The 18,113-nt window shown below is 71.9% G+C and carries 14 protein-coding genes; 6 read left to right on the forward strand and 8 right to left on the reverse strand.

What is annotated here, in order from left to right:
* Nucleotide 1: 1 nt before the first annotated feature.
* Nucleotides 2-802 carry a crotonase/enoyl-CoA hydratase family protein gene (locus M8J74_RS16045; RefSeq protein ID WP_249837045.1) on the reverse strand — a complete coding sequence of 267 codons (801 nt, stop codon included), beginning with the start codon at nucleotides 800-802 and terminating at the stop codon, nucleotides 2-4.
* Between the two features lie 187 nt (nucleotides 803-989).
* Between M8J74_RS16045 and M8J74_RS16050 the strand changes: the two genes are divergently transcribed.
* The 3 genes from M8J74_RS16050 to M8J74_RS16060 all read left to right on the forward strand — a co-directional run bounded on the left by M8J74_RS16050 (nucleotide 990) and on the right by M8J74_RS16060 (nucleotide 5,195).
* On the forward strand, nucleotides 990-2,603 hold the full coding sequence (locus M8J74_RS16050) for an acyl-CoA synthetase (RefSeq protein ID WP_249837046.1): 1,614 nt from the start codon (nucleotides 990-992) through the stop codon (nucleotides 2,601-2,603).
* A 147-nt stretch (nucleotides 2,604-2,750) separates the two neighbouring features.
* The gene (locus M8J74_RS16055; RefSeq protein ID WP_249837047.1) at nucleotides 2,751-4,640 is read left to right on the forward strand and encodes an alkaline phosphatase family protein; all 1,890 of its coding nucleotides are present in this window, start codon (nucleotides 2,751-2,753) and stop codon (nucleotides 4,638-4,640) included.
* A gap of 126 nt (nucleotides 4,641-4,766) precedes the next feature.
* Nucleotides 4,767-5,195, forward strand: a complete 429-nt coding sequence (locus M8J74_RS16060; protein ID WP_249837048.1) for an excalibur calcium-binding domain-containing protein — start codon at nucleotides 4,767-4,769, stop codon at nucleotides 5,193-5,195.
* Between the two features lie 14 nt (nucleotides 5,196-5,209).
* Here the strand turns inward: M8J74_RS16060 and M8J74_RS16065 are convergent, their stop codons facing one another.
* The gene (locus tag M8J74_RS16065; protein WP_249837049.1) at nucleotides 5,210-6,046 is read right to left on the reverse strand and encodes an alpha/beta fold hydrolase; all 837 of its coding nucleotides are present in this window, start codon (nucleotides 6,044-6,046) and stop codon (nucleotides 5,210-5,212) included.
* Between the two features lie 189 nt (nucleotides 6,047-6,235).
* On the opposite strand from M8J74_RS16065, the gene paaK reads away from it, so the two are divergent.
* Complete coding sequence (gene paaK, locus M8J74_RS16070) at nucleotides 6,236-7,534, forward strand: phenylacetate--CoA ligase PaaK (RefSeq protein WP_249837050.1); 1,299 nt, start codon at nucleotides 6,236-6,238, stop codon at nucleotides 7,532-7,534.
* Nucleotides 7,535-7,543: 9 nt separating this feature from the next.
* Here paaK and M8J74_RS16075 read toward each other — a convergent pair whose 3' ends face one another.
* The 4 genes from M8J74_RS16075 to M8J74_RS16090 all read right to left on the reverse strand — a co-directional run bounded on the left by M8J74_RS16075 (nucleotide 7,544) and on the right by M8J74_RS16090 (nucleotide 13,607).
* A complete protein-coding gene (locus M8J74_RS16075) occupies nucleotides 7,544-9,034 on the reverse strand; it encodes a purple acid phosphatase family protein (RefSeq protein ID WP_249837051.1) in 1,491 nt (496 codons plus the stop codon).
* Nucleotides 9,035-9,120: 86 nt separating this feature from the next.
* Nucleotides 9,121-10,617: an acyl-CoA synthetase gene (locus tag M8J74_RS16080; protein WP_249837052.1), complete on the reverse strand. Its 1,497-nt coding sequence runs from the start codon at nucleotides 10,615-10,617 to the stop codon at nucleotides 9,121-9,123.
* Nucleotides 10,618-10,938: 321 nt separating this feature from the next.
* Nucleotides 10,939-12,501, reverse strand: a complete 1,563-nt coding sequence (locus M8J74_RS16085; protein ID WP_249837053.1) for an acyl-CoA synthetase — start codon at nucleotides 12,499-12,501, stop codon at nucleotides 10,939-10,941.
* Nucleotides 12,498-13,607, reverse strand: coding sequence for an NAD(P)H-dependent flavin oxidoreductase (locus tag M8J74_RS16090; RefSeq protein WP_249837054.1), 1,110 nt, complete (start codon nucleotides 13,605-13,607; stop codon nucleotides 12,498-12,500). Before M8J74_RS16090 ends, M8J74_RS16085 begins: the two co-directional genes overlap by 4 nt.
* A gap of 165 nt (nucleotides 13,608-13,772) precedes the next feature.
* Between M8J74_RS16090 and M8J74_RS16095 the strand changes: the two genes are divergently transcribed.
* Both M8J74_RS16095 and M8J74_RS16100 read left to right on the forward strand, forming a co-directional pair.
* Nucleotides 13,773-15,554, forward strand: coding sequence for a serine hydrolase domain-containing protein (locus M8J74_RS16095; protein ID WP_249837055.1), 1,782 nt, complete (start codon nucleotides 13,773-13,775; stop codon nucleotides 15,552-15,554).
* 128 nt (nucleotides 15,555-15,682) lie between these two features.
* Nucleotides 15,683-16,099, forward strand: coding sequence for an ankyrin repeat domain-containing protein (locus M8J74_RS16100; protein ID WP_249837056.1), 417 nt, complete (start codon nucleotides 15,683-15,685; stop codon nucleotides 16,097-16,099).
* Here the strand turns inward: M8J74_RS16100 and M8J74_RS16105 are convergent.
* Both M8J74_RS16105 and M8J74_RS16110 read right to left on the reverse strand, forming a co-directional pair.
* Complete coding sequence (locus M8J74_RS16105; RefSeq protein WP_249837057.1) at nucleotides 16,077-16,967, reverse strand: LLM class flavin-dependent oxidoreductase; 891 nt, start codon at nucleotides 16,965-16,967, stop codon at nucleotides 16,077-16,079. The two genes, M8J74_RS16100 and M8J74_RS16105, sit on opposite strands and share 23 nt — an antisense overlap.
* Before the next feature lie 18 nt (nucleotides 16,968-16,985).
* Nucleotides 16,986-18,005 carry an aldo/keto reductase gene (locus M8J74_RS16110; protein ID WP_249837058.1) on the reverse strand — a complete coding sequence of 340 codons (1,020 nt, stop codon included), beginning with the start codon at nucleotides 18,003-18,005 and terminating at the stop codon, nucleotides 16,986-16,988.
* Nucleotides 18,006-18,113 lie beyond the last annotated feature (108 nt).

Genomic DNA, 18,113 nt, shown 5'->3' on the forward strand with positions numbered 1-18,113 from the left:
GTCAGGCGCGCTTGTAGACGGGCGGCCGCTTCTCCGCGAAGGCGCGGGCGCCTTCCCTGGCGTCGGCGGTGTCGAAGATCGGCCAGCCGCGCTTGAGCTCTGAGGCGAGGCCGTCCGTCTCCGTCATCTCGGCGGTCTCGTAGACCGAGGCCTTGATCGCCTCGACCGCCAACGGGCCGCAGGCGTTGACCTGTTCGGCGATCTCCAGGGCCTTGTCGAGTGCCGTGCCGTCGGGGACGACATGGCCGATCAGGCCGATGCCGGCGGCCTCCCGGGCGCTGTAGGGGCGGCCGGTGAGCAGCATCTCCAGGGCGTGGGTGCGCGGGATCTGGCGCTGCAGCCGGACGGTCGAGCCGCCGATGGGGAACAGTCCGCGCCTGACCTCGTAGAGCCCGAAGGTCGCCGACTCGCCGGCGACGCGGATGTCGGTGCCCTGGAGGATCTCGGTGCCGCCCGCCACGCAGTGGCCCTCGACGGCGGCGATCACCGGTTTGCGGGGGCGGTGGTGGCGCAGCAGCGCCTTCCAGTGCAGGTCCGGGTCGGCCTTGAGGCGGTCGCGGTGGCGGTCGTCCCGGGTGCCCTTCCCGGCCAGGGCCTTGAGGTCCATGCCCGCGCAGAACGATCCGCCCGCACCGGTCAGCACGATCGACCGGACCTCGTCGTCCTCGTCGGCCTCGACCCAGCCGTCGTACAGACCGACCAGCATCGGCAGTGAGAGCGCGTTCTTGGCTTCGGGCCTGTCGAGCGTGAGCACCAGTGTGGCGCCTTCGCGCCGGACGGTGAGGTGTTCCGTCCCACCCATGACCATCTCCCCTCTCCGGGAACGAGAACAGGTTGCAGGAGCACGGGAGGCACTTCAAGGGTTTTCTGACAGGTAGTCAGATTTCTTCGCGCGAACCCTTCACAGTTGCCGCGCCCTTTGCTCTGATGACCGGCGAACCGACGGATGCGCCTTTCTTCGTCACGGCTGCACGGGGTCAGGAGGAGCGGTGGAGTACAACCTTGCGGACCTGTTCGAGTCGGTCGTCGACGTGGTGCCCGACCGCGAGGCGCTGGTGTACATCGACCATCCGGGGACGGGCGCGGAACGCCGGCTGACGTACGCGGAACTGGACGCGGCGGCGAACCGCATCGGCCACCACCTGATCGACGCGGGAATCCGTCCCGGTGAGCATCTCGGGCTGCATCTCTACAACGGCATCGAGTACCTGCAGACGGTGTTCGGCTGCCTGAAGGCGCGGATCGTGCCGGTCAACGTCAACTACCGCTATGTCGAGGACGAGTTGGTGTACCTGTACCGGGACGCCGATCTGGCGGCCCTGGTCTTCGACGCGGAGTTCGACGCCCGGGTGGCCGCGGCACTGCCGCAGTGCCCGGGACTGCGGCATCTGGTGCGGGTGGGCGGCGGCGACGAGGGGGTTCTCGCCGCGGTGCCGTTCACCGGGGCCGAGGCGTCGGGCTCGCCGGAGCGCGGGTTCCCGGCGCGCTCGGGCGACGACCAGTTCATCATCTACACCGGCGGCACCACCGGCATGCCCAAGGGAGTGATGTGGCGTCAGGAGGACCTGTTCTTCTCGGGGCTGGGCGGAGGGGCGCCGACCGGTGAGCCGGTGAAGAAGCCCGAGGAGCTCGCCGAGCGGGTCGCGGCCGGGGGCAGCGGCATCACCTTCTTCCCCACTCCCCCGCTGATGCACGGCACCTCGACCCTCACCTCGCTCATCGGCTTCAACTTCGGCCAACGCGTCGTGATCCACCGCAAGTTCGTGCCCGAGCAGGTGTTGCGGACCGTGGAGAAGGAGAAGGTCACCAGCATCTCGCTGGTCGGCGACGCGATGCTGCGGCCGCTGGTCGACGCGCTGGCCGGCCCCATGAAGGGCACGGACTGCTCGTCGGTGTTCAGCGTGTCCTCGTCCGGCGCGGTGCTGTCGGAGACCGTCCGCAGGCAGTTCCAGGAACTGCTGCCCAACGCCGTCCTGCTGAACAACTACGGCTCCTCCGAATCCGGTTTCAACGGCACGGCGACGGCCGACTCCGGGGCCGGGCAGAGTTTCCGCATCCGCGTCAACTCCCGCACCCAGGTGGTCGATCCGGCGACCCACGAGCCGGTCGCGGCCGGCGAGGTGGGCCGGGTCGCGCAGTGCGGCCACGTCCCGCTCGGCTACTACAACGACCCACGGAAGACCGCCGAGACCTTCTTCGACAAGGACGGCGAGCGCTGGGTGCTGCTCGGGGACATGGCGACGGTGGACGAGGAGGGCGTCGTCACCGTCCTCGGCCGGGGTTCGCAGTGCATCAACACCGGCGGCGAGAAGGTGTATCCCGAAGAGGTCGAGCAGGCTTTGAAGTCCCATCCCGACGTGTACGACGCGCTGGTGGCCGGGGTGCCGGACGCGAAGTGGGGCAACCACGTCGCGGCGGTGGTGCAGTTGCGCGAGGGAGCGGCGCGGCCGTCCCTGGAGGACGTCCAGACCTACTGCCGCACCCATCTCGCCGGTTACAAGATCCCCCGGCAGCTGGTGATCACGGACGCGATACGGCGCTCGCCGAGCGGCAAGGCGGACTACCGCTGGGCCCGGGACGTGGCGGAGGCGGCCGACCGGTGAGCGCGGGGCCGGGGGTAGTCTTTGCCCGCGGTTGACCTGCGCGCTTGAACGGAGGGTGACGGGGGGCCGTACGCGAGGTAGGCGGCCCCGACCTGCGGGCCCGGTCCGCCGTACCAGCACCGGGAAACCGCACGGAAGGACCTTCGGGTGTCGCACCTCACGCCCCCTCGCCAGCTGCCGGACACGGACGCGGAAGCCGACGGGAGCCCGGACCCCGACGTGACGTCGACCGACGCATCCCGCGAGGACCCCGAGCCGGCCGGCAAGCCGACACCGGCGACTCCCGGCGCCCCGGAACCCGCCCTCGAGACCGCCGCACACGACGAAGCCGATCCCGACGCGCAGGCCGAAGCGCAGGCCGCCGCACCCGTCTCCCCCACCCGTCCCGGCTGGTTCGGCTGGCGTCGGCGGTTTCCGCGGACCGCGCGGGGCATATGGCTGGGCACGACCGTGCTGGCCGCCGTGCTGGTGTTCGTGGTGCTGCTCGTGCCCAACCGTCTAGACTACATCACCGTCCAGTCCTTCCTGCGCCTTCCCGTCGAGGGGATCTTCCTCGCCGCCGTCCTGCTCGCGCTGCCGTCGCGGGCACGGCGGATCACCGCCGCCGCCCTGGGCGTGATCCTCGGGCTGTCCGCGGTCCTGAAGTGCCTCGACATGGGCTTCCGCCAGACCCTGGCCCGGCCGTTCGACCTGGTCTTCGACTGGGTCCTGCTCAGCGACGCCGCGGACTTCCTGAAGGACTCGCTCGGCCGCACCGGCGAAGTCCTCGCGGTGATCGGGGTGATCGCCCTCGTCGTCGCCGTGCTCGTGCTGAGCGCGCTGGCGACGGTGCGGCTGGCCAACGTGCTGGCCCGGCACCGCACCGTGGCCGTGCGTTCCACGCTGGTCCTCGGCGTCGTATGGATCATCTGCTTCACGCTGGGCGTGCAGTTCGGCGGCGTCACCGTGGCCACCAAGGGCTACGCCCAGTACCTGTCGAACCGGGTGCAGTACGTCCGCGACGGCCTCGGGGACGCCGAGGTCTTCAAGAAGCAGCTCACCGTCGACGCCTACGCCAAGACCCCGCCCGACCAGTTGCTGACCGGGCTGCGCGGCAAGGACGTCATGCTCACCTTCATCGAGAGCTACGGCCGGGTCGCCATCGACGATCCGACGATGGGACCGGAGGTCGACGCCACGCTCAAGGCGGGCGACGCCCGGCTGAAGGCGGCCGGCTTCTCCGCGCGCAGCGGCTGGCTGAGGTCGCCGGTGACCGGTGCCGGCAGCTGGCTCGCCCACTCGACGTTCCTGTCGGGCCTGTGGGTGAAGAACCAGCAGCGCTACCGGACCCTGACCACGAGCGACCGCGCCACCCTCACCAGCTACTTCCGCAAGACCGGCGCCTGGCGGACCGTCGGCATCGTCCCCGGCGTCCGCAAGGCCTGGCCCGAGGGCAAGTACTTCGGCCTCGACCACATCTACGACTCCACGCACCTCGGCTACCAGGGCCCCTACTTCAGCTGGACGCCGGTGCCGGACCAGTTCAGCCTGGAGGCCTTCCAGAAGCTGGAGCACGGCAAGAAGAACCGGGACCCGATCATGGCGGAGATCATCCTGGCCTCCAGCCACAACCCCTGGTCGCCCATCGCCCACATGATCGACTGGAAGGACCTCGGCGACGGCAAGGTCTTCTACAAGATCAAGAAGGAGGGCACGAACCCGACGGAGGTCTGGAAGAGCGCCAAGCGGGTGCGGACCGAATACCGCAAGGCCATCCAGTACTCCCTGGACAGCCTTACCCAGTGGGTCCAGCGGTACGGCGACGACAAGACCGTTCTCGTCTTCCTCGGCGACCACCAGCCCGTCCCGACGGTCACGGGGGGCACCAGCAACAGGGACGTGCCGGTCACCGTCGTCGCCCGCGACCCCAAGGTGCTGGACCGCATCTCCGGCTGGGGCTGGACGGAGGGCATCAAGCCCGCCGACAACGCGCCGGAGTGGAGCATGAACACCTTCCGGGACCGCTTCCTGACGGCGTACGGGCCGCAGGGCGGGTGAGCGGAACCGCCGACGGGGTGACAGCGGGGGCCTTCGGACGGCGTAGCAGGGCGCGCCGGGGGCCCGTGACCGTTCCTAGGGTCGCAGTGACGTGGATCGGATCCACCGTCGCTGAAAGGGACCCCCATGAACATACGCACCCGCTCCCTGAGCACAGTCGCGCTGGCGCTCCTCGCGACCGTCGGGCCCGCGGCCGCCGTGGCCCACGCGCAGAGCGACCTGGACTGCTCCGACTTCGTGTTCCAGGAGGACGCGCAGGCCGTGTTCAACAGCGATCCGAGCGATCCCAACCGCCTGGACGCGGACAACGACGGCATCGCGTGTGAGGACCTGCCGCACCGGCCCGCCGCCACGGCCACGGCCACCGCCACATCCACGGCGGCCGCCACCGCCGTACCGCGGCGGGGCGTCAACGCGGGGCTCGGCGGCAGTACCGGGCCCGCCGACTTCGAGGTGGCCGGCGGGGTCGGGCTCACCGTCCTCGGCGCGGGCCTGGCGGCCGGCCACCTCGTACTGCGCCGGCGCCGCAGGGCCGCCCCGGCCCGACGGCACTGAGCCCGGCCGGTGGGTCACCGGTCGAGGAAGGCCGCCACACGGCGCGCGAACCACTCCCCGTCGTCCATCCACGGGTAGTGCCCGGCACCGGGCTGCACGTCGAACTCGGCGTTGGGGAACACCTCGGCCGCGGCGCGCGCGAGCTCGGGGCAGGGCCCGCCGTCGAGGCCGCCCGCCAGGACGAGCACCGGCGCGGTGACCTCGGCGAGGGCGGCGCGGGTGGCGGGCGGGTCGTAGGCGCCGTCGGAGCCGTAGATGTCGTGGGCCTCGTCGTTGAACTCCGCGTCGGAGCGTGCCACGTGCTCGGCCGCTGCCTCGTCCCAGCGGCCGTAGGAGAACGGCGCGAACACGGGGTCGTAGTCGCTCTTCCCGGCCAGCCAGTCCTCGAAGGCGGGGAACGCCTGCGCGAACCAGGGCTCGCCGTCGCGCGCGCGAGCCGCCGCCAGCCGCTGCTCCGGGGTCGCCTTCAGGCCCAGCGCCCACGGGATCGCGGTGACCAGCACCAGCCGGGCCACCCGCCGCGGATACCGGGCGGCGTAGAGCATGGCGAGGCTGCCCCCGGCCGAGTGCGCGAGTACGTCCATGCGCTCCAGCCCCAGATGGACGCGCAAGGCCTCCACGTCGTCCACGAGCCGGTCGCAGCGGTACGTCGCCGGGTCCGCCGGCACCGCGGACGCACCGGTGCCGCGCAGGTCCAGCAGGATCAGCCGCCGGTGCGCGGTCAGTCCGCCCAGGTCACCGAGGTAGGAGGAGGCCTGCATGGGCCCGCCGGGCAGCACGACCAGCGAGGCGCCCACCCCCCGCGCGTGGTAGGCCAGCTCGGTCCCGTCCGGTGCGGTGAAGGAAGGCATGCCGTCGATCTTCACGGACGGCCGCCGCGCGCCGCAACGGGGTTCTGCGTCCGGCGGCGAGGGCACCGGTGAGAAAAATCCGGGCCGAACTCTTGCCTGCCCGTGGGGGGCCTGAATTACTTGATCCCGAAGAGCTCGACCGAATGATCGGTCGTCCGAATTGGTGCGGTCGGTGAGGGAGAAGCCCCCATGGCGGATGGTGCGGAGCTGCTGGACAGCGGGGAACGGCTCGACGCGGAGGCACTGCGGGCCCTGCAGCTGGAGCGGTTGCGGGCCTCGCTGCGGCACGCCTGCGAACACGTGCCGTTCTACCGTGAGGCGTTCGCCAAGGCCGGGGTGCGGCCGGAGGACTGCGAGTCGCTGTCCGACCTCGCGCGTTTCCCCTTCACCACCAAGGGCGACCTGCGCGAGAACTACCCGTACGGAATGTTCGCCGTACCCCGGGACCGCATCCGCCGCATCCACGCCTCCAGCGGCACCACGGGACGCCCCACGGTCGTCGGCTACACGGACAACGACCTCTCCCTGTGGGCCGACATGGTGGCCCGCTCGCTCCGCGCGGCCGGCGCCAGGCCCGGCGACACGGTCCATGTGGCCTACGGATACGGGCTGTTCACCGGGGGCCTCGGCGCGCACTACGGCGCCGAGCGGCTCGGCTGCACGGTCGTCCCGGCCTCCGGTGGCATGACGGCCCGTCAGGTCCAGCTGATCCAGGACCTCGAGCCGCGGATCATCATGGTGACCCCGTCGTACATGCTCACCCTGCTCGACGAGTTCGAGCGGCAGGGCGTCGACCCGCGCGGCACGTCACTGCGGGTCGGCGTCTTCGGCGCCGAGCCGTGGACCGAGGAGATGCGGCGGGAGATCGAGGAACGGTTCGCGATCGACGCCGTCGACATATACGGGCTGTCCGAGGTGATCGGCCCGGGGGTGGCCCAGGAGTGCGTGGAGACCAAGGACGGGCTGCACGTCTGGGAGGACCACTTCTACCCCGAGATCGTCGATCCCTTCACCGGTGAGGTGCTGCCCGACGGCGAGGAGGGCGAGCTGGTGTTCACCTCGCTGACCAAGGAGGCGATGCCCGTCGTGCGGTACCGCACCCGCGATCTGACGCGGCTGCTGCCGGGGACGGCCCGGGTGTTCCGGCGGATGGAGAAGGTCACCGGGCGCAGCGACGACATGGTCATCCTGCGCGGGGTGAACCTGTTCCCGACGCAGATCGAGGAGATCGTGCTGCGCACGCCCGGGGTGGCGCCGCACTTCCAGCTGAAACTGACCCGCGAGGGCCGCATGGACGCCCTCACGGTGCGGGCCGAGGCCCGCTCCGACGCCGGCGCGGAAGTGCGGGAGGCGGCCGCGGCGGCGATCGCGGTGGCCGTCAAGGACGGCATCGGCGTCTCGGTCGCCGTCGAGATCGTGGAACCGGAGTCCCTGGAGCGGTCGGTGGGCAAGATCCGCCGCATCGTGGACCTGCGCCCGCGCGCTTGAGACACGCGGTCAGAGGCTCTGCGCGAGGGCCGGTGACGTGGGGCGGGTGATGCCGGACAGGTCGCGGAAGACCACGCTGTTGCGGTCGGTGACCGAGCGGCCCAGCGCGTGGTGCGGCCACAGCCCGCCCGCCATCCGGCGGCTGCGCTCGCCCCACTCCAGGGCCTCCGCGCCGCGCGCCTTGAAGAAGTTCAGGGCGTAGCCGCCGGTGTGGATGCGGAGCAGGCTGAAACCGCCCGGGTACTCCTTGGCGGCGCCGACCTCCTGCAGGGCGACGTGCGGGGCCTGCGGCACGACGGTGCGCTTGTTGCGGTGGGTGTGGCCGGCGTGGTGCAGGAAGACGCCGGGGGTGGTGGCGTAGGCGTCGATGATCGAGCGGGCCTGGCGGCGGCTGAGGCGCTGGCCCGAGCTGACGGGGAAGAGCGAGTCCCGGACCGTCAGCGGATGGTGGCCGAAGACGACGGTGGGCTGTTCGCGGTTCTCCCGCAGCCGGCCGCGGAACCAGGCCAGCTGCTCGGGGCCGAGCCCGCCCGAGTCCGCGCCGTTGCCCCGTTTCTCGTAGGTGTCCAGGCCGATGATCCGCAGGCCGCCCAGTTCGCGGGCGAAGTAGCCGGGCTCGTCCGCCCGGCCGAACCCGCGGCGGAAGCCGTCGCCGTCGACGTCCTGGGAGCCGGGCCGGTCGTGGTTGCCGCGGACGACGAAGTAGTCGCGGTCGTGGGTGCCGAATCCGTCCAGGATGCCTCTGGCCCGGGCCAGGTCGGCAGGCCCGCCGCCCGCCGATATGTCGCCCGCGGCCAGCAGCACGTCCGCTCCGCGCCCCAGGGCCTCCTGGACCAGGGCCCGGGTCATGATCTCCGGATACGGCGGCAGACCGGGCTCCTGCGAGACCCCGCGCAGCAGGGGGAAGCCGGTCACGAGACCGGCGACGGTCTCGCCGAGGTGCAGGTCGTTGCAGAGGGCGAGGGACATCAGGTGCCGGCCGGGCGGGGGCTGCGGCGTGGTGAAGGCGTACGGGCCGCCGAGGGAGCCCAGGCCGTGCAGGGAGGTGCCCGCGGCGTTGCCGCGCACCAGGTGCAGGGTGGTGGGCCGGGCGGCCACGCCCCGGGAGCGGGCCTGGTAGTAGTACGTCTGCCCCGGCTCCAGGCCGGTGAGCTCCACGTGGTGATGGGCGGTGGCCAGGTCCTCGCCCGCGACGCGGTTGAGGTGGGCCGGGTGGGTGCCGTAGACGACCTCGCCCTCGGTGACGGCGGGCAGCATGCGGCCGAAGCCGTCGTCGGTGCCGGGGACGCCCGTGTACCAGGTGATGACGGCGCGGTCCTCGGTCAGGGTGACCAGTTCCAGATGGACGGCCGCGATCTGGTGCGGGTGCGGGAGCCGTGAGCGGGCTGCGGAGGCGGCCCTGAGCAGGGCCGGAGCGAGCAAGGCTCCCGAGCGCAGCACCTCACAGGGGCCGGGGACTCCGGCGAGGGCGGCGAGAGGAGCGGAGAAGCAGCATCGCATGCTTGGTGGGTGCCCTCCTGCCGTATACATGAGTCATGCTAGCGGTGGCAACACCGGATACGGCAGGAGACGGCCTGTGCATCGCGTCACGTGCCGGAGCGGTCCCGCAGCTGCCGTTTGAGGATCTTCCCGCTGGCGTTGCGCGGCAGCTCCGTCACGAACACCACCCGCTTCGGCGCCTTGAAGGGGGAGAGTTTCTCGCGGGCGTGCTCGATCAGTTCGGCCTCGGTCACCTCCCCGCGGGGGACGACGAACGCCGTGACGGCCTCGACCCACCGGTCGTCGGGCAGGCCGACCACGGCCACCTCGGCGACGGCGTCGTGCGTGTACAGGGCGTCCTCGACCTGGCGTGAGGCGACCAGTACGCCACCGGAGTTGATGACGTCCTTCACCCGGTCGACGATCGTGTAGTAGCCGTGCGCGTCGCGCACCGCGAGGTCGCCGGAGTGGAACCAGCCGTCACGGAAGGCCTCCGCGGTCTCCTCCGGCTTGTCCCAGTACCCCTCGCACAACTGCGGGGAGCGGTAGACGATTTCGCCGGGGGTGCCGTCGGGGACGTCCTTGCCGTCCTCGTCGACCACGCGGGCGTCGACGAAGAGGACGGGCCGGCCGCAGGAGTCCATGCGGCCCTTGTGCTCGTCGGGCGCCAGGACAGTGGCGAGGGGGCCGATCTCGCTCTGGCCGAAGCAGTTGTAGAAGGCGAGCTTCGGCAGCCGTTCGCGCAGCCGCTCCAGGACGGGCACGGGCATGATCGAGGCGCCGTAGTACGCCTTGCGCAGGCCGTCGAGGTCGCGGGTGGCGAAGTCGGGGCGGTTGGCGAGAGCGATCCACACGGTGGGCGGGGCGAACAGGCTGTCCACGCGGCCGGCCTCGATCAGGTCGAAGAGCCGGTCGCCGTCGGGGGCGTCGAGGATGATGTTGGTGGCGCCGACCGCGAGGTAGGGCAGCAGGAACACGTGCATCTGCGCCGAGTGGTACAGCGGCAGGGAGTGCGCGGGACGGTCGCCGGCGCTCAGGTCGAGGGCGGTGATCGCGCTCAGGTACTCGTGGACCAGCGCCCGGTGGGTCATCATCGCGCCCTTGGGCAGGGCCGTGGTGCCCGAGGTGTACAGCAGCTGCACGAGGTCCTCGGTGCGCGGTTCGGGGCCGTCGTACGCGGGAGCCGTGGCCAGGCGGGCGAGGAAGGAGTCCTCGGCGTCCCGCAGCGGCAGCGTCCTCGTGCCGTCGGCGAGCCGCGGCGCCAGGTCGGGGTCGGCGAGGACCAGGGAGCTGCCGGACTGGCCGACGATGTAGGCGAGGTCGTCCCCGGTCAGGTTCTGGTTGACCGGGACGTGCACGAGCCCGGCTCGGGCACACGCCAGGAAGCCGATCAGGTAGGCGTCGGAGTTGTGGCCGTAGGCGCCGACCCGGTCGCCGGGCGCCAGGCCTTGGCCGAGCAGGACGCTCGCCGCGCGGGAGACGGCGTCGTCGAGTTCCCGGTACGTCCATCTGCGGTCGCCGTACTCGATCGCGACCCGCGCCGGGGTGCGCCGGGCGCTGCGCCGCAGCACCCCGTCAACCGTGCTGCCCTGTCCCTGCGTCATGACTCATGATCCTCGGTCCGTGGCCGGGGCGGGTCAAGCACCCGGGCGGGTCACAACCGCAGGCATGTTCAACCACCGTTCCGCTGACGGACGTTGGGAGACACCATTGCGCACCCGTGGAAGACGGCTGATCGTCGGGGCCGTCGCGTTGCTCACCGCCGCGACCGCTCTGCCGGCCGCCGAGGTGCGGTGTGCCTGCGCATGGGACCCCCGGGGCCGACGGTGACGGTGACGGTGACGGTGACGAACACGGTGCCGTCCCTACGACGCGCGGGCACCCCGCCGCGTTCGATCCTCCGCCCCCCGTCGGCCCGGTGCCTGTCACACGGGCCGGGTGCGGCCCTTCCAGTACGGGTCCCGCAGTCGCCGTTTGTACAGCTTGCCGTTGGGGTCGCGGGGCATTTCCGTGATGAAGTCGACGGTCCTGGGCCGCTTGTAGCCGGCGAGCCGTTCGGCGCAGTGCTCCAGGATGGAGGCGGCCAGCGCGGGGCCCGGCTCGTGTCCCGGCGCCGGTTCGACGACCGCCTTGACCTCCTCGCCCCAGTCGTCGTGCGGGATGCCGAAGACGGCGGCGTCCGCCACGGCGGGGTGGGCCAGGAGGGCGGACTCGATCTCGGCCGGGTAGATGTTGACCCCGCCCGAGATGATCATGTCGATCTTGCGGTCGCGGAGGAAGAGGTAGCCGTCCTCGTCGAGACAGCCGAGGTCGCCGACGGTGAAGTAGTCGCCGATGCGGTTCTTCCGTGTCTTGGCCTCGTCCTTGTGGTAGGCGAAGCCGCCGGTGTTCATCTTCATGTAGACGGTGCCCAGTTCGCCGGGCGGCAGCCGGTTGCCGTCCTCGTCGAAGACGGCGAGCTCGCTGATGGGCCACGCCTTGCCGACGGTGCCGGGCTTCTTCAGCCAGTCCTCGGCGGTGGCGAAGGCGCCGCCGCCCTCGCTGGCCGCGTAGTACTCCTCGACCGAGTCGCCCCACCATTCGATCATGGCCCGTTTCACGTGGTCGGGACAGGGAGCGGCGCCGTGGATGGCGTGCCGCATGGACGACACGTCGTAGGAGCGGCGGACGTCCTCGGGCAGGGCCAGCAGCCGGTGGAACTGGGTGGGGACCATGTGGGTGTGCGTGCACTTGTGGACGTCGATGAGGCGCAGCATCTCCTCGGGCGTCCACTTGTCCATCAGGACCAGGCGGTGGCCGATGTGCAGGGACGCGCCCGCGAACTGCAGGACGGCCGTGTGGTAGAGCGGCGAGCAGACGAGGTGGACGTTGCCGTCGAACGGCTTGATGCCGAAGATGCCGAGGAAGCCGCCGAGGTAGGCCTCCTCCGGCGCCCGGCCGGGCAGCGGGCGGCGGATGCCGCGCGGCCGCCCGGTGGTGCCGGAGGTGTAGTTCATGACCCAGCCGAGCTCGCGGTCGGCGGGCGCCGACTCCGGCTGTCCGTCGAGGAGTTCGGCGTACGGGCGGAAGCCCTCGACCTCGCCGACGGCGTAGCGGTGGGTGGCCGGCAGGCCGGCCTCGTCGGCGGCGTGGCGGGCGGGACCGGCGAACCGCTCGTGGGCGATGAGCACCTTGGCGCCCGAGTCGGCGACGATCCAGCCGATCTCCGGTCCGACGAAGTGGTGGTTGACCGGCACGAGATAGAGACCGGCCTGGCTGGCGGCGAGGTAGGCGGTGAGGAACTCGACGCCGTTGGGCAGGACGACCGCGAAGGCGTCCCCGCGCGACAGTCCCGCGGCACGCAGGCCGTGCACGAGGCGGTTGGCGGCGGCGTGCAGGCGTCCGGCGGTCCACTCCTCGCCGTCGGGGGCGATGAGGACCTTCCGGTCGGGGTCGGCGGCGGCCTGGGCCCAGAATCCGGCCGGGGGCGTACTCGTCGTGCTCGTCATTCACCGCTCCTTCCGGCGATGCGGTTGACGCGGTCGACGGCTTCCTCGAAGCCGCGGGTGAGGTCGTCGAAGACCGCCTGGACGCTGCGTTCGCTGGTCATCCGGCCGACGATCTGGCCGACCGGGGTGCCGAGCAGGGGCTCGACCTCGTACTTCTGGATGCGGGTGAGTGCGTCGGCGACCAGCAGGCCCTGCAGGGGCATGGGGAGGGTGCCCGGTCCGCTGGGGTCGTCCCAGGCGTCGGTCCATTCGGTGCGCAGCTGGCGTGCGGGCTTGCCGGTCAGGGCGCGGGAGCGGACGGTGTCGCCGGACCCGGCGGCCAGCAGTTTGCGGGTCACGGCGGGCGAGGAGAGGTCGGCCTCGGTACAGGTCAGCCAGAGGGAGCCGAGCCACACCCCCTGGGCGCCGAGGGCGAGGGCGGCGGCCACCTGCTGTCCGCTGCCGATGCCTCCGGCGGCCAGGACCGGCAGCGGGTCCACGGCCTCGACGACCTCCGGCGTGAGGACCATGGAGGCGATCTCGCCGGTGTGGCCGCCCGCCTCGTAGCCCTGGGCGACGACGATGTCGATGCCGCCCTCCTTGTGCTTGAGGGCGTGCCGGGCGCTGCCCGCGAGCGCGGCGACCAGCACGTCCTGCTGGTGGGCGCGGGCGACCACGTCGGCGGGCGGGGAGCCGAGGGCGTTGGCCAGCAGCCGGATCGGGTAGTCGAAGGCGACGTCGAGCTGGCTGCGGGCGACCTGTTCCATCCAGCCGGTGATGCGCCAGCCGGCCACGTCGCCCTCGGCGAGTTCCGGTACGCCGTACTTGGCGAGGGTGTCCTGGACGAACTGGCGGTGCCCCTCGGGGATCATCGCCTCGACGTCGGCCTCCGTGACCCCTTCCACCTTCTTGGCGGGCATGACGACGTCGAGGCCGTAGGGCTTGCCGTCGACGTGGGCCTCGACCCAGTCGAGGTCGCGCTTGAGGTCGTCGGGGGCGGTGTAGCGGACCGCGCCGAGCACTCCGAAACCGCCGGCCCGGCTGATGGCCGCGGCGACGGCGGGGAACGGCGTGAAGCCGAAGATCGCGTGCTCGACTCCCAGTTTCTTGCTCAGCTCCGTCTGCATGGGCGCAGGATGCCGCAGTCCTCCGGACGACGGAAGGCCTTTTCTGATGCTCCGTCAGATTTCTTGCCACCGCCCCGCCCTGTTGACACACCGCACCCCTGACACGAAAGTTTCCGTCCGCAAGGTGATCCCGGAAAGATACTTTCAGGCACGGGAGGCTCACCCATGACGGACGACGCGGCGACCCGGCCGGGCCTCTCCCGGCGCCAACTGGCCCGAAGAACCCTCGCCCTGGGCGGCGCCCTGGCCATCGCCCCGTTCCCCGCCGGCCCGGCGGCCGCGGCCTCCCCCGGCCCGACGCACCCCACCCTTCGCTACGGCTCGCCCGAGCGCGCCGGCCTGCTCGCCGAGCACCTCGGCCAACTGGTCACGGACGCCGAGGCGTTCCTCGGCCCCTCCCCCAAGCACCCGTGGTACGCGGGCGCCGTCCTGCTGGCCGGGCGCGGCGGCACCGTGGCACTGCACCGGCCCATCGGCATGGCGGTGCGCTACCGGTCGTACGACGAGAAGACCGACACCGGCGTCGAGTTCCCGGCCGGCCGGCAGATCCCCATGTCCGAGGACACCGTCTTCGACCTCGCCTCCGTCTCCAAGCTGTTCACCTCGCTGCTGGCGGTGCGGGCGATGGAGCGGGGTGAGGTGGAGCTGGAGGCGACGGTCGCCTCGTACGTCCCGGAGTTCGGGGCCGCCGGCAAGCAGGACGTCACCGTTCGCCAACTCCTCACCCACACCTCGGGCTTCCGCGACTGGATCCCCCTGTACAAGGCACCGACGTACGAGGCCAGGATCCAGCTCGTCTACGACCAGGCCCCGATCAACCCGCCGGGCACGAAGTACCTCTACTCCGACCTGAACCTGATCTCCCTCCAGCTGGTCCTGGAGAGGGTCACGGGCCGCACCCTGGACGTCCTGCTGCGCGAGGACATCACCGAGCCGCTCGGCCTGGAGCGCACCCGCTACAACCCGCCCGCCTCCTGGCGGCCGGCGATCGCGGCCACGGAGGACGAGCGGGCGCCCTGGTCCGGTCTCGACCGCGGGCTGGTGTGGGGCGAGGTGCACGACGAGAACGCCTACAGCCTGGGCGGGGTCGCCGGCCACGCCGGGGTGTTCTCCTGCGCCTGGGACCTGGCCGTGCTCGGCCGGACCCTGCTGAGCGGCGGCGCCTACGGCCGCACCCGCATCCTGCGCCCGGAATCGGTGAAGTCGCTGTTCACCGACTTCAACACCGCTTTCCCCGGGCACGAGCACGGCCTGGGCTTCGAGCTCTACCAGCACTGGTACATGGGCGCGATGGCGACCCCGCGCACCGCCGGTCACACCGGCTTCACCGGCACCTCGCTGGTCCTGGACCCGACGACGGACTCCTTCCTCGTCGTGCTCGGCAACTCGGTCCACCCGGTGCGCACATGGCGCTCCGGTTCCGCTCCCCGGGTCGCCGCCGGCAACCGTCTGGCGCGGGCCGTGCCCGTCCGCCCCGTGCGCGGACGTACCGCCTGGTTCTCCGGCATGGCGAGCGCCACGACGGCCACGCTCACCCTGCCCGCGCTCGACACCCGGCGGGGCGGCGCGCGGCTCGGCGCCGCACTGTGGTGGGACACCGAACCGGCCTCGGACACACTGGCGTTGGAGACCACCGCCGACGGCGGGACGACCTGGCAGCCCCTGCCGTTCACGACCACGCGCCACGGCGAGCCGCCGCAGGAGCACCCGTCGGGCTCGGTCACGGGCTGGTCGGGCCGCGTCTGGCACCGCCTGACGGCCGACCTTCCGGCCGCCGCCCAACTGGGCGTGCGCTGGCGGTACTCGACGGACCGGCTGTACGTGGGACGGGGTGCGTACGTCGACGCGATCCGGGTCCGGGCGGCCGGCGATGTGCTCTTCGACGAAGCCCGTCCGGCCGACTCGGCACGGATCACGCCGGTGGGCTGGACCGCGTCGGCGGACTAGGTCGTGTGTCGAGAGTCCCGTCGTCCGCCCGAAGGGCGTCGCGGGGCTGGCGGGACTTTCGACACACGCCCTGGGACCGGACGAAAATCCCCGATCGGCCGGCGCCGTCGTCGGCTAGCGTGCGGTCCATGAACCGACGGCGGCAGAAGAAGCTCACCGGCCGGCTCTTCGCGGCGATCCTGCGGGACGACGCCGCCGAGGTGGCCGCGCTTGTGCGGGCCGGAGCCGATCCGGGACGAGCCGACCGCGAGGGCACCACCCCGCTGTACGAGGCCGCCGTCAACGGCCGGGCCCCGATCGTCCGTCTGCTCCTGGCGGCCGGCGCCCCGCCCGACGCCGAGAGCGGCGGGATCGGCGCGGAGGGCACACCGCTGTGCGCCGCCGCGTGCTGGGGACACACCGAGGTGGTACGGGAGTTGCTGGCACACGGCGCCGATCCGTCCCTGCGCGAGGATCACGGCACCGGCTGGTCCCCGCTGCGGTGGGCCGAGAACGGCCCGCACCCCGGCACCGCCGCACTCCTCACCGCGGCCGGTGCGGGCTGACCAGTTCGTCGGCGACCCAGCGCGCGACCCCGGCGGGGTACGGCGCCGGCAGCCCGAGCACGATGTGCCCGAAGCCGGCGTCGAGGACCTCGCCGATCGCGGCGCGGGTGGTGCCGGGCCGGTCGTAGTCCACGGGCAGGTGGACCGAGCGGGTGACGGCCGCCGGATCGCGGCCGATCTCGGCGCAGTAGCGGTCGAGCAGCGCGCTGCGGCGGACCACGTCCTCGAGGTCACCGCCCGGGATGTTCCACAGGTCGGCGTGCTCGGCGGCCACCCGCAGGGTCGCGGCGGAGCGGCCGCCGATCAGGATCGGCGGATGCGGGCGCTGGACGGGCTTGGGGTTGGCGAAGGCTCCGGTGAGGTGGTGCTGGGTGCCGTGGAAGTCGAAGGGCTTGTCCTCCGTCCACAGCCGCCGGATCAGCGTGCAGGCCTCGGCGAGACTCCGTACCGCGTCCGCGGTGTCCTGGAAGGGCAGGCCGTACGCCGGGTACTCGCGCCGGGCCTCGGGAGGGTGGGGGCGGGAGCCGACGCCGATGCCGAAGTCGAGCCGGCCGCCGGAGACGATGTCGACGGTCGTGGCGATCTTGGCCAGGACGGCGGGGGGCCGGAACCTGTTGCTGGTCACCAGCAGCCCCAGCCGCAGCCGCCGGGTCTGCGCGGCGAGGGCCGACAGCAGCGTCCAGCCCTCGAGGATCGGCCCGTCCGGGTCGCCGCCGATCGGCATGAGGTGGTCGAACAGCCAGGCGTGCTCGATCTCCGGAACGGTGTCCGCCTCGCGCCAGACGGTGAGGACGTCCTCGTACGACACCTGCATGGGGGCGGTCATGATCCCGAAGCTGGGGGTGGTCGGCCGGGTGGTCTGTGACATGGCGGTTCTCCCCGGGTCTCAGCGGCGCCGCAGCGACGCGTCCAGCAGCGCCGGCGGCGCGTCGAACTTCTCGTGGGCGGCGAGGTCGGTGCCGGGCGCGACGACGGCGTCGATCGCGTCGAGCACGTCGGCGGAGAGCACCGTGTCGGCCGCGGCGAGCTGGCTGCGCAGGTGGTCGAGGGTGCGCGGGCCGATGAGCGCGGCGGTGACGGCGGGGTGCGCGGTCACGAAGCCGAGGGCGAGCTGGATCAGGGTCAGTCCGGCCTCGTCGGCGATCTCGGCGAGCCGCTCGACGGCGTCGAGCCGGGCCCTGTTGTGGGGCAGGCTCAGGTCGAAGCGTTCCGGCATGAGCGCCGAGCGGTTGGTGGTGACGTCACCGCCCCGGCGGACGGCGCCCGTCAGCCAGCCCGAGGCGAGCGGGCTCCACACCAGTACGCCGAGGCCGTACTCCTCGGCCACGGGCAGGACATGGGCCTCGACGCCGCGCTGCAGGATCGAGTAGCTGGGCTGTTCGGTGACGTAGCGGCCCAGGTGGTGCTCGCGGGCGGCCCACTGGGCCTGCACGATGCGGTGGGCGGGGAAGGTCGAGGAGCCGAAGTAGCGGATCTTCCCGGCCCGTTGGAGGTCGGTGAGGGCCGACAGTGTCTCCTCGTCGCTGGTCGTCGGGTCCCATCGGTGGATCTGGTAGAGGTCGACGTGGTCGACGCCGAGCCGGCGCAGGCTGTCCTCGAGTGCGGTGACCAGCCACCGGCGTGAACTGCCGCGGTGGTTGCGCTCGTCGCCCATCGGCATGGTCGCCTTGGTGGCGAGCACGATGTCGTCGCGGCGGCCCGCGATGGCCTTGCCGACCATCTCCTCCGACCCGCCGGCGCTGTACATGTCCGCGGTGTCGATGAGGTTGACGCCCGCCTCCAGGGCGGCGTCGACGATGGCCGTGGCCTCGTCCTGGGTGGTGTTCCCGATGGCGCCGAAGTTCATCGCGCCCAGCGCGAGCGAGCTGACCTGCACACCGGTGCGGCCCAAGGTGCGGTACTGCATGTCCGTGTCTCCTCATGGCAGGGGTGGTGACCGGGTTCGCGCTCTGCCAGAATGAACAGAACCGGAACCTCGTTCCGGTACTGACGATACGGAACCGTGTTCCGTTTT

This window comes from Streptomyces panaciradicis, from assembly GCF_023516615.1.
Taxonomy (GTDB): Bacteria; Actinomycetota; Actinomycetes; order Streptomycetales; family Streptomycetaceae; genus Streptomyces; species Streptomyces panaciradicis.

Excerpts from the sequence above, each read along its gene's own strand:
- M8J74_RS16045 (WP_249837045.1), bottom strand. The coding sequence starts at position 802 with ATGGGTGGGACGGAACACCTCACCGTCCGGCGCGAAGGCGCCACACTG.
- M8J74_RS16060 (WP_249837048.1), top strand. The coding sequence starts at position 4,767 with ATGAACATACGCACCCGCTCCCTGAGCACAGTCGCGCTGGCGCTCCTC.
- M8J74_RS16065 (WP_249837049.1), bottom strand. The coding sequence starts at position 6,046 with ATGCCTTCCTTCACCGCACCGGACGGGACCGAGCTGGCCTACCACGCG.
- paaK (WP_249837050.1), top strand. The coding sequence starts at position 6,236 with ATGGCGGATGGTGCGGAGCTGCTGGACAGCGGGGAACGGCTCGACGCG.
- M8J74_RS16075 (WP_249837051.1), bottom strand. The coding sequence starts at position 9,034 with ATGCGATGCTGCTTCTCCGCTCCTCTCGCCGCCCTCGCCGGAGTCCCC.
- M8J74_RS16080 (WP_249837052.1), bottom strand. The coding sequence starts at position 10,617 with ATGACGCAGGGACAGGGCAGCACGGTTGACGGGGTGCTGCGGCGCAGC.
- M8J74_RS16085 (WP_249837053.1), bottom strand. The coding sequence starts at position 12,501 with ATGACGAGCACGACGAGTACGCCCCCGGCCGGATTCTGGGCCCAGGCC.
- M8J74_RS16090 (WP_249837054.1), bottom strand. The coding sequence starts at position 13,607 with ATGCAGACGGAGCTGAGCAAGAAACTGGGAGTCGAGCACGCGATCTTC.
- M8J74_RS16095 (WP_249837055.1), top strand. The coding sequence starts at position 13,773 with ATGACGGACGACGCGGCGACCCGGCCGGGCCTCTCCCGGCGCCAACTG.
- M8J74_RS16100 (WP_249837056.1), top strand. The coding sequence starts at position 15,683 with ATGAACCGACGGCGGCAGAAGAAGCTCACCGGCCGGCTCTTCGCGGCG.
- M8J74_RS16105 (WP_249837057.1), bottom strand. The coding sequence starts at position 16,967 with ATGTCACAGACCACCCGGCCGACCACCCCCAGCTTCGGGATCATGACC.
- M8J74_RS16110 (WP_249837058.1), bottom strand. The coding sequence starts at position 18,005 with ATGCAGTACCGCACCTTGGGCCGCACCGGTGTGCAGGTCAGCTCGCTC.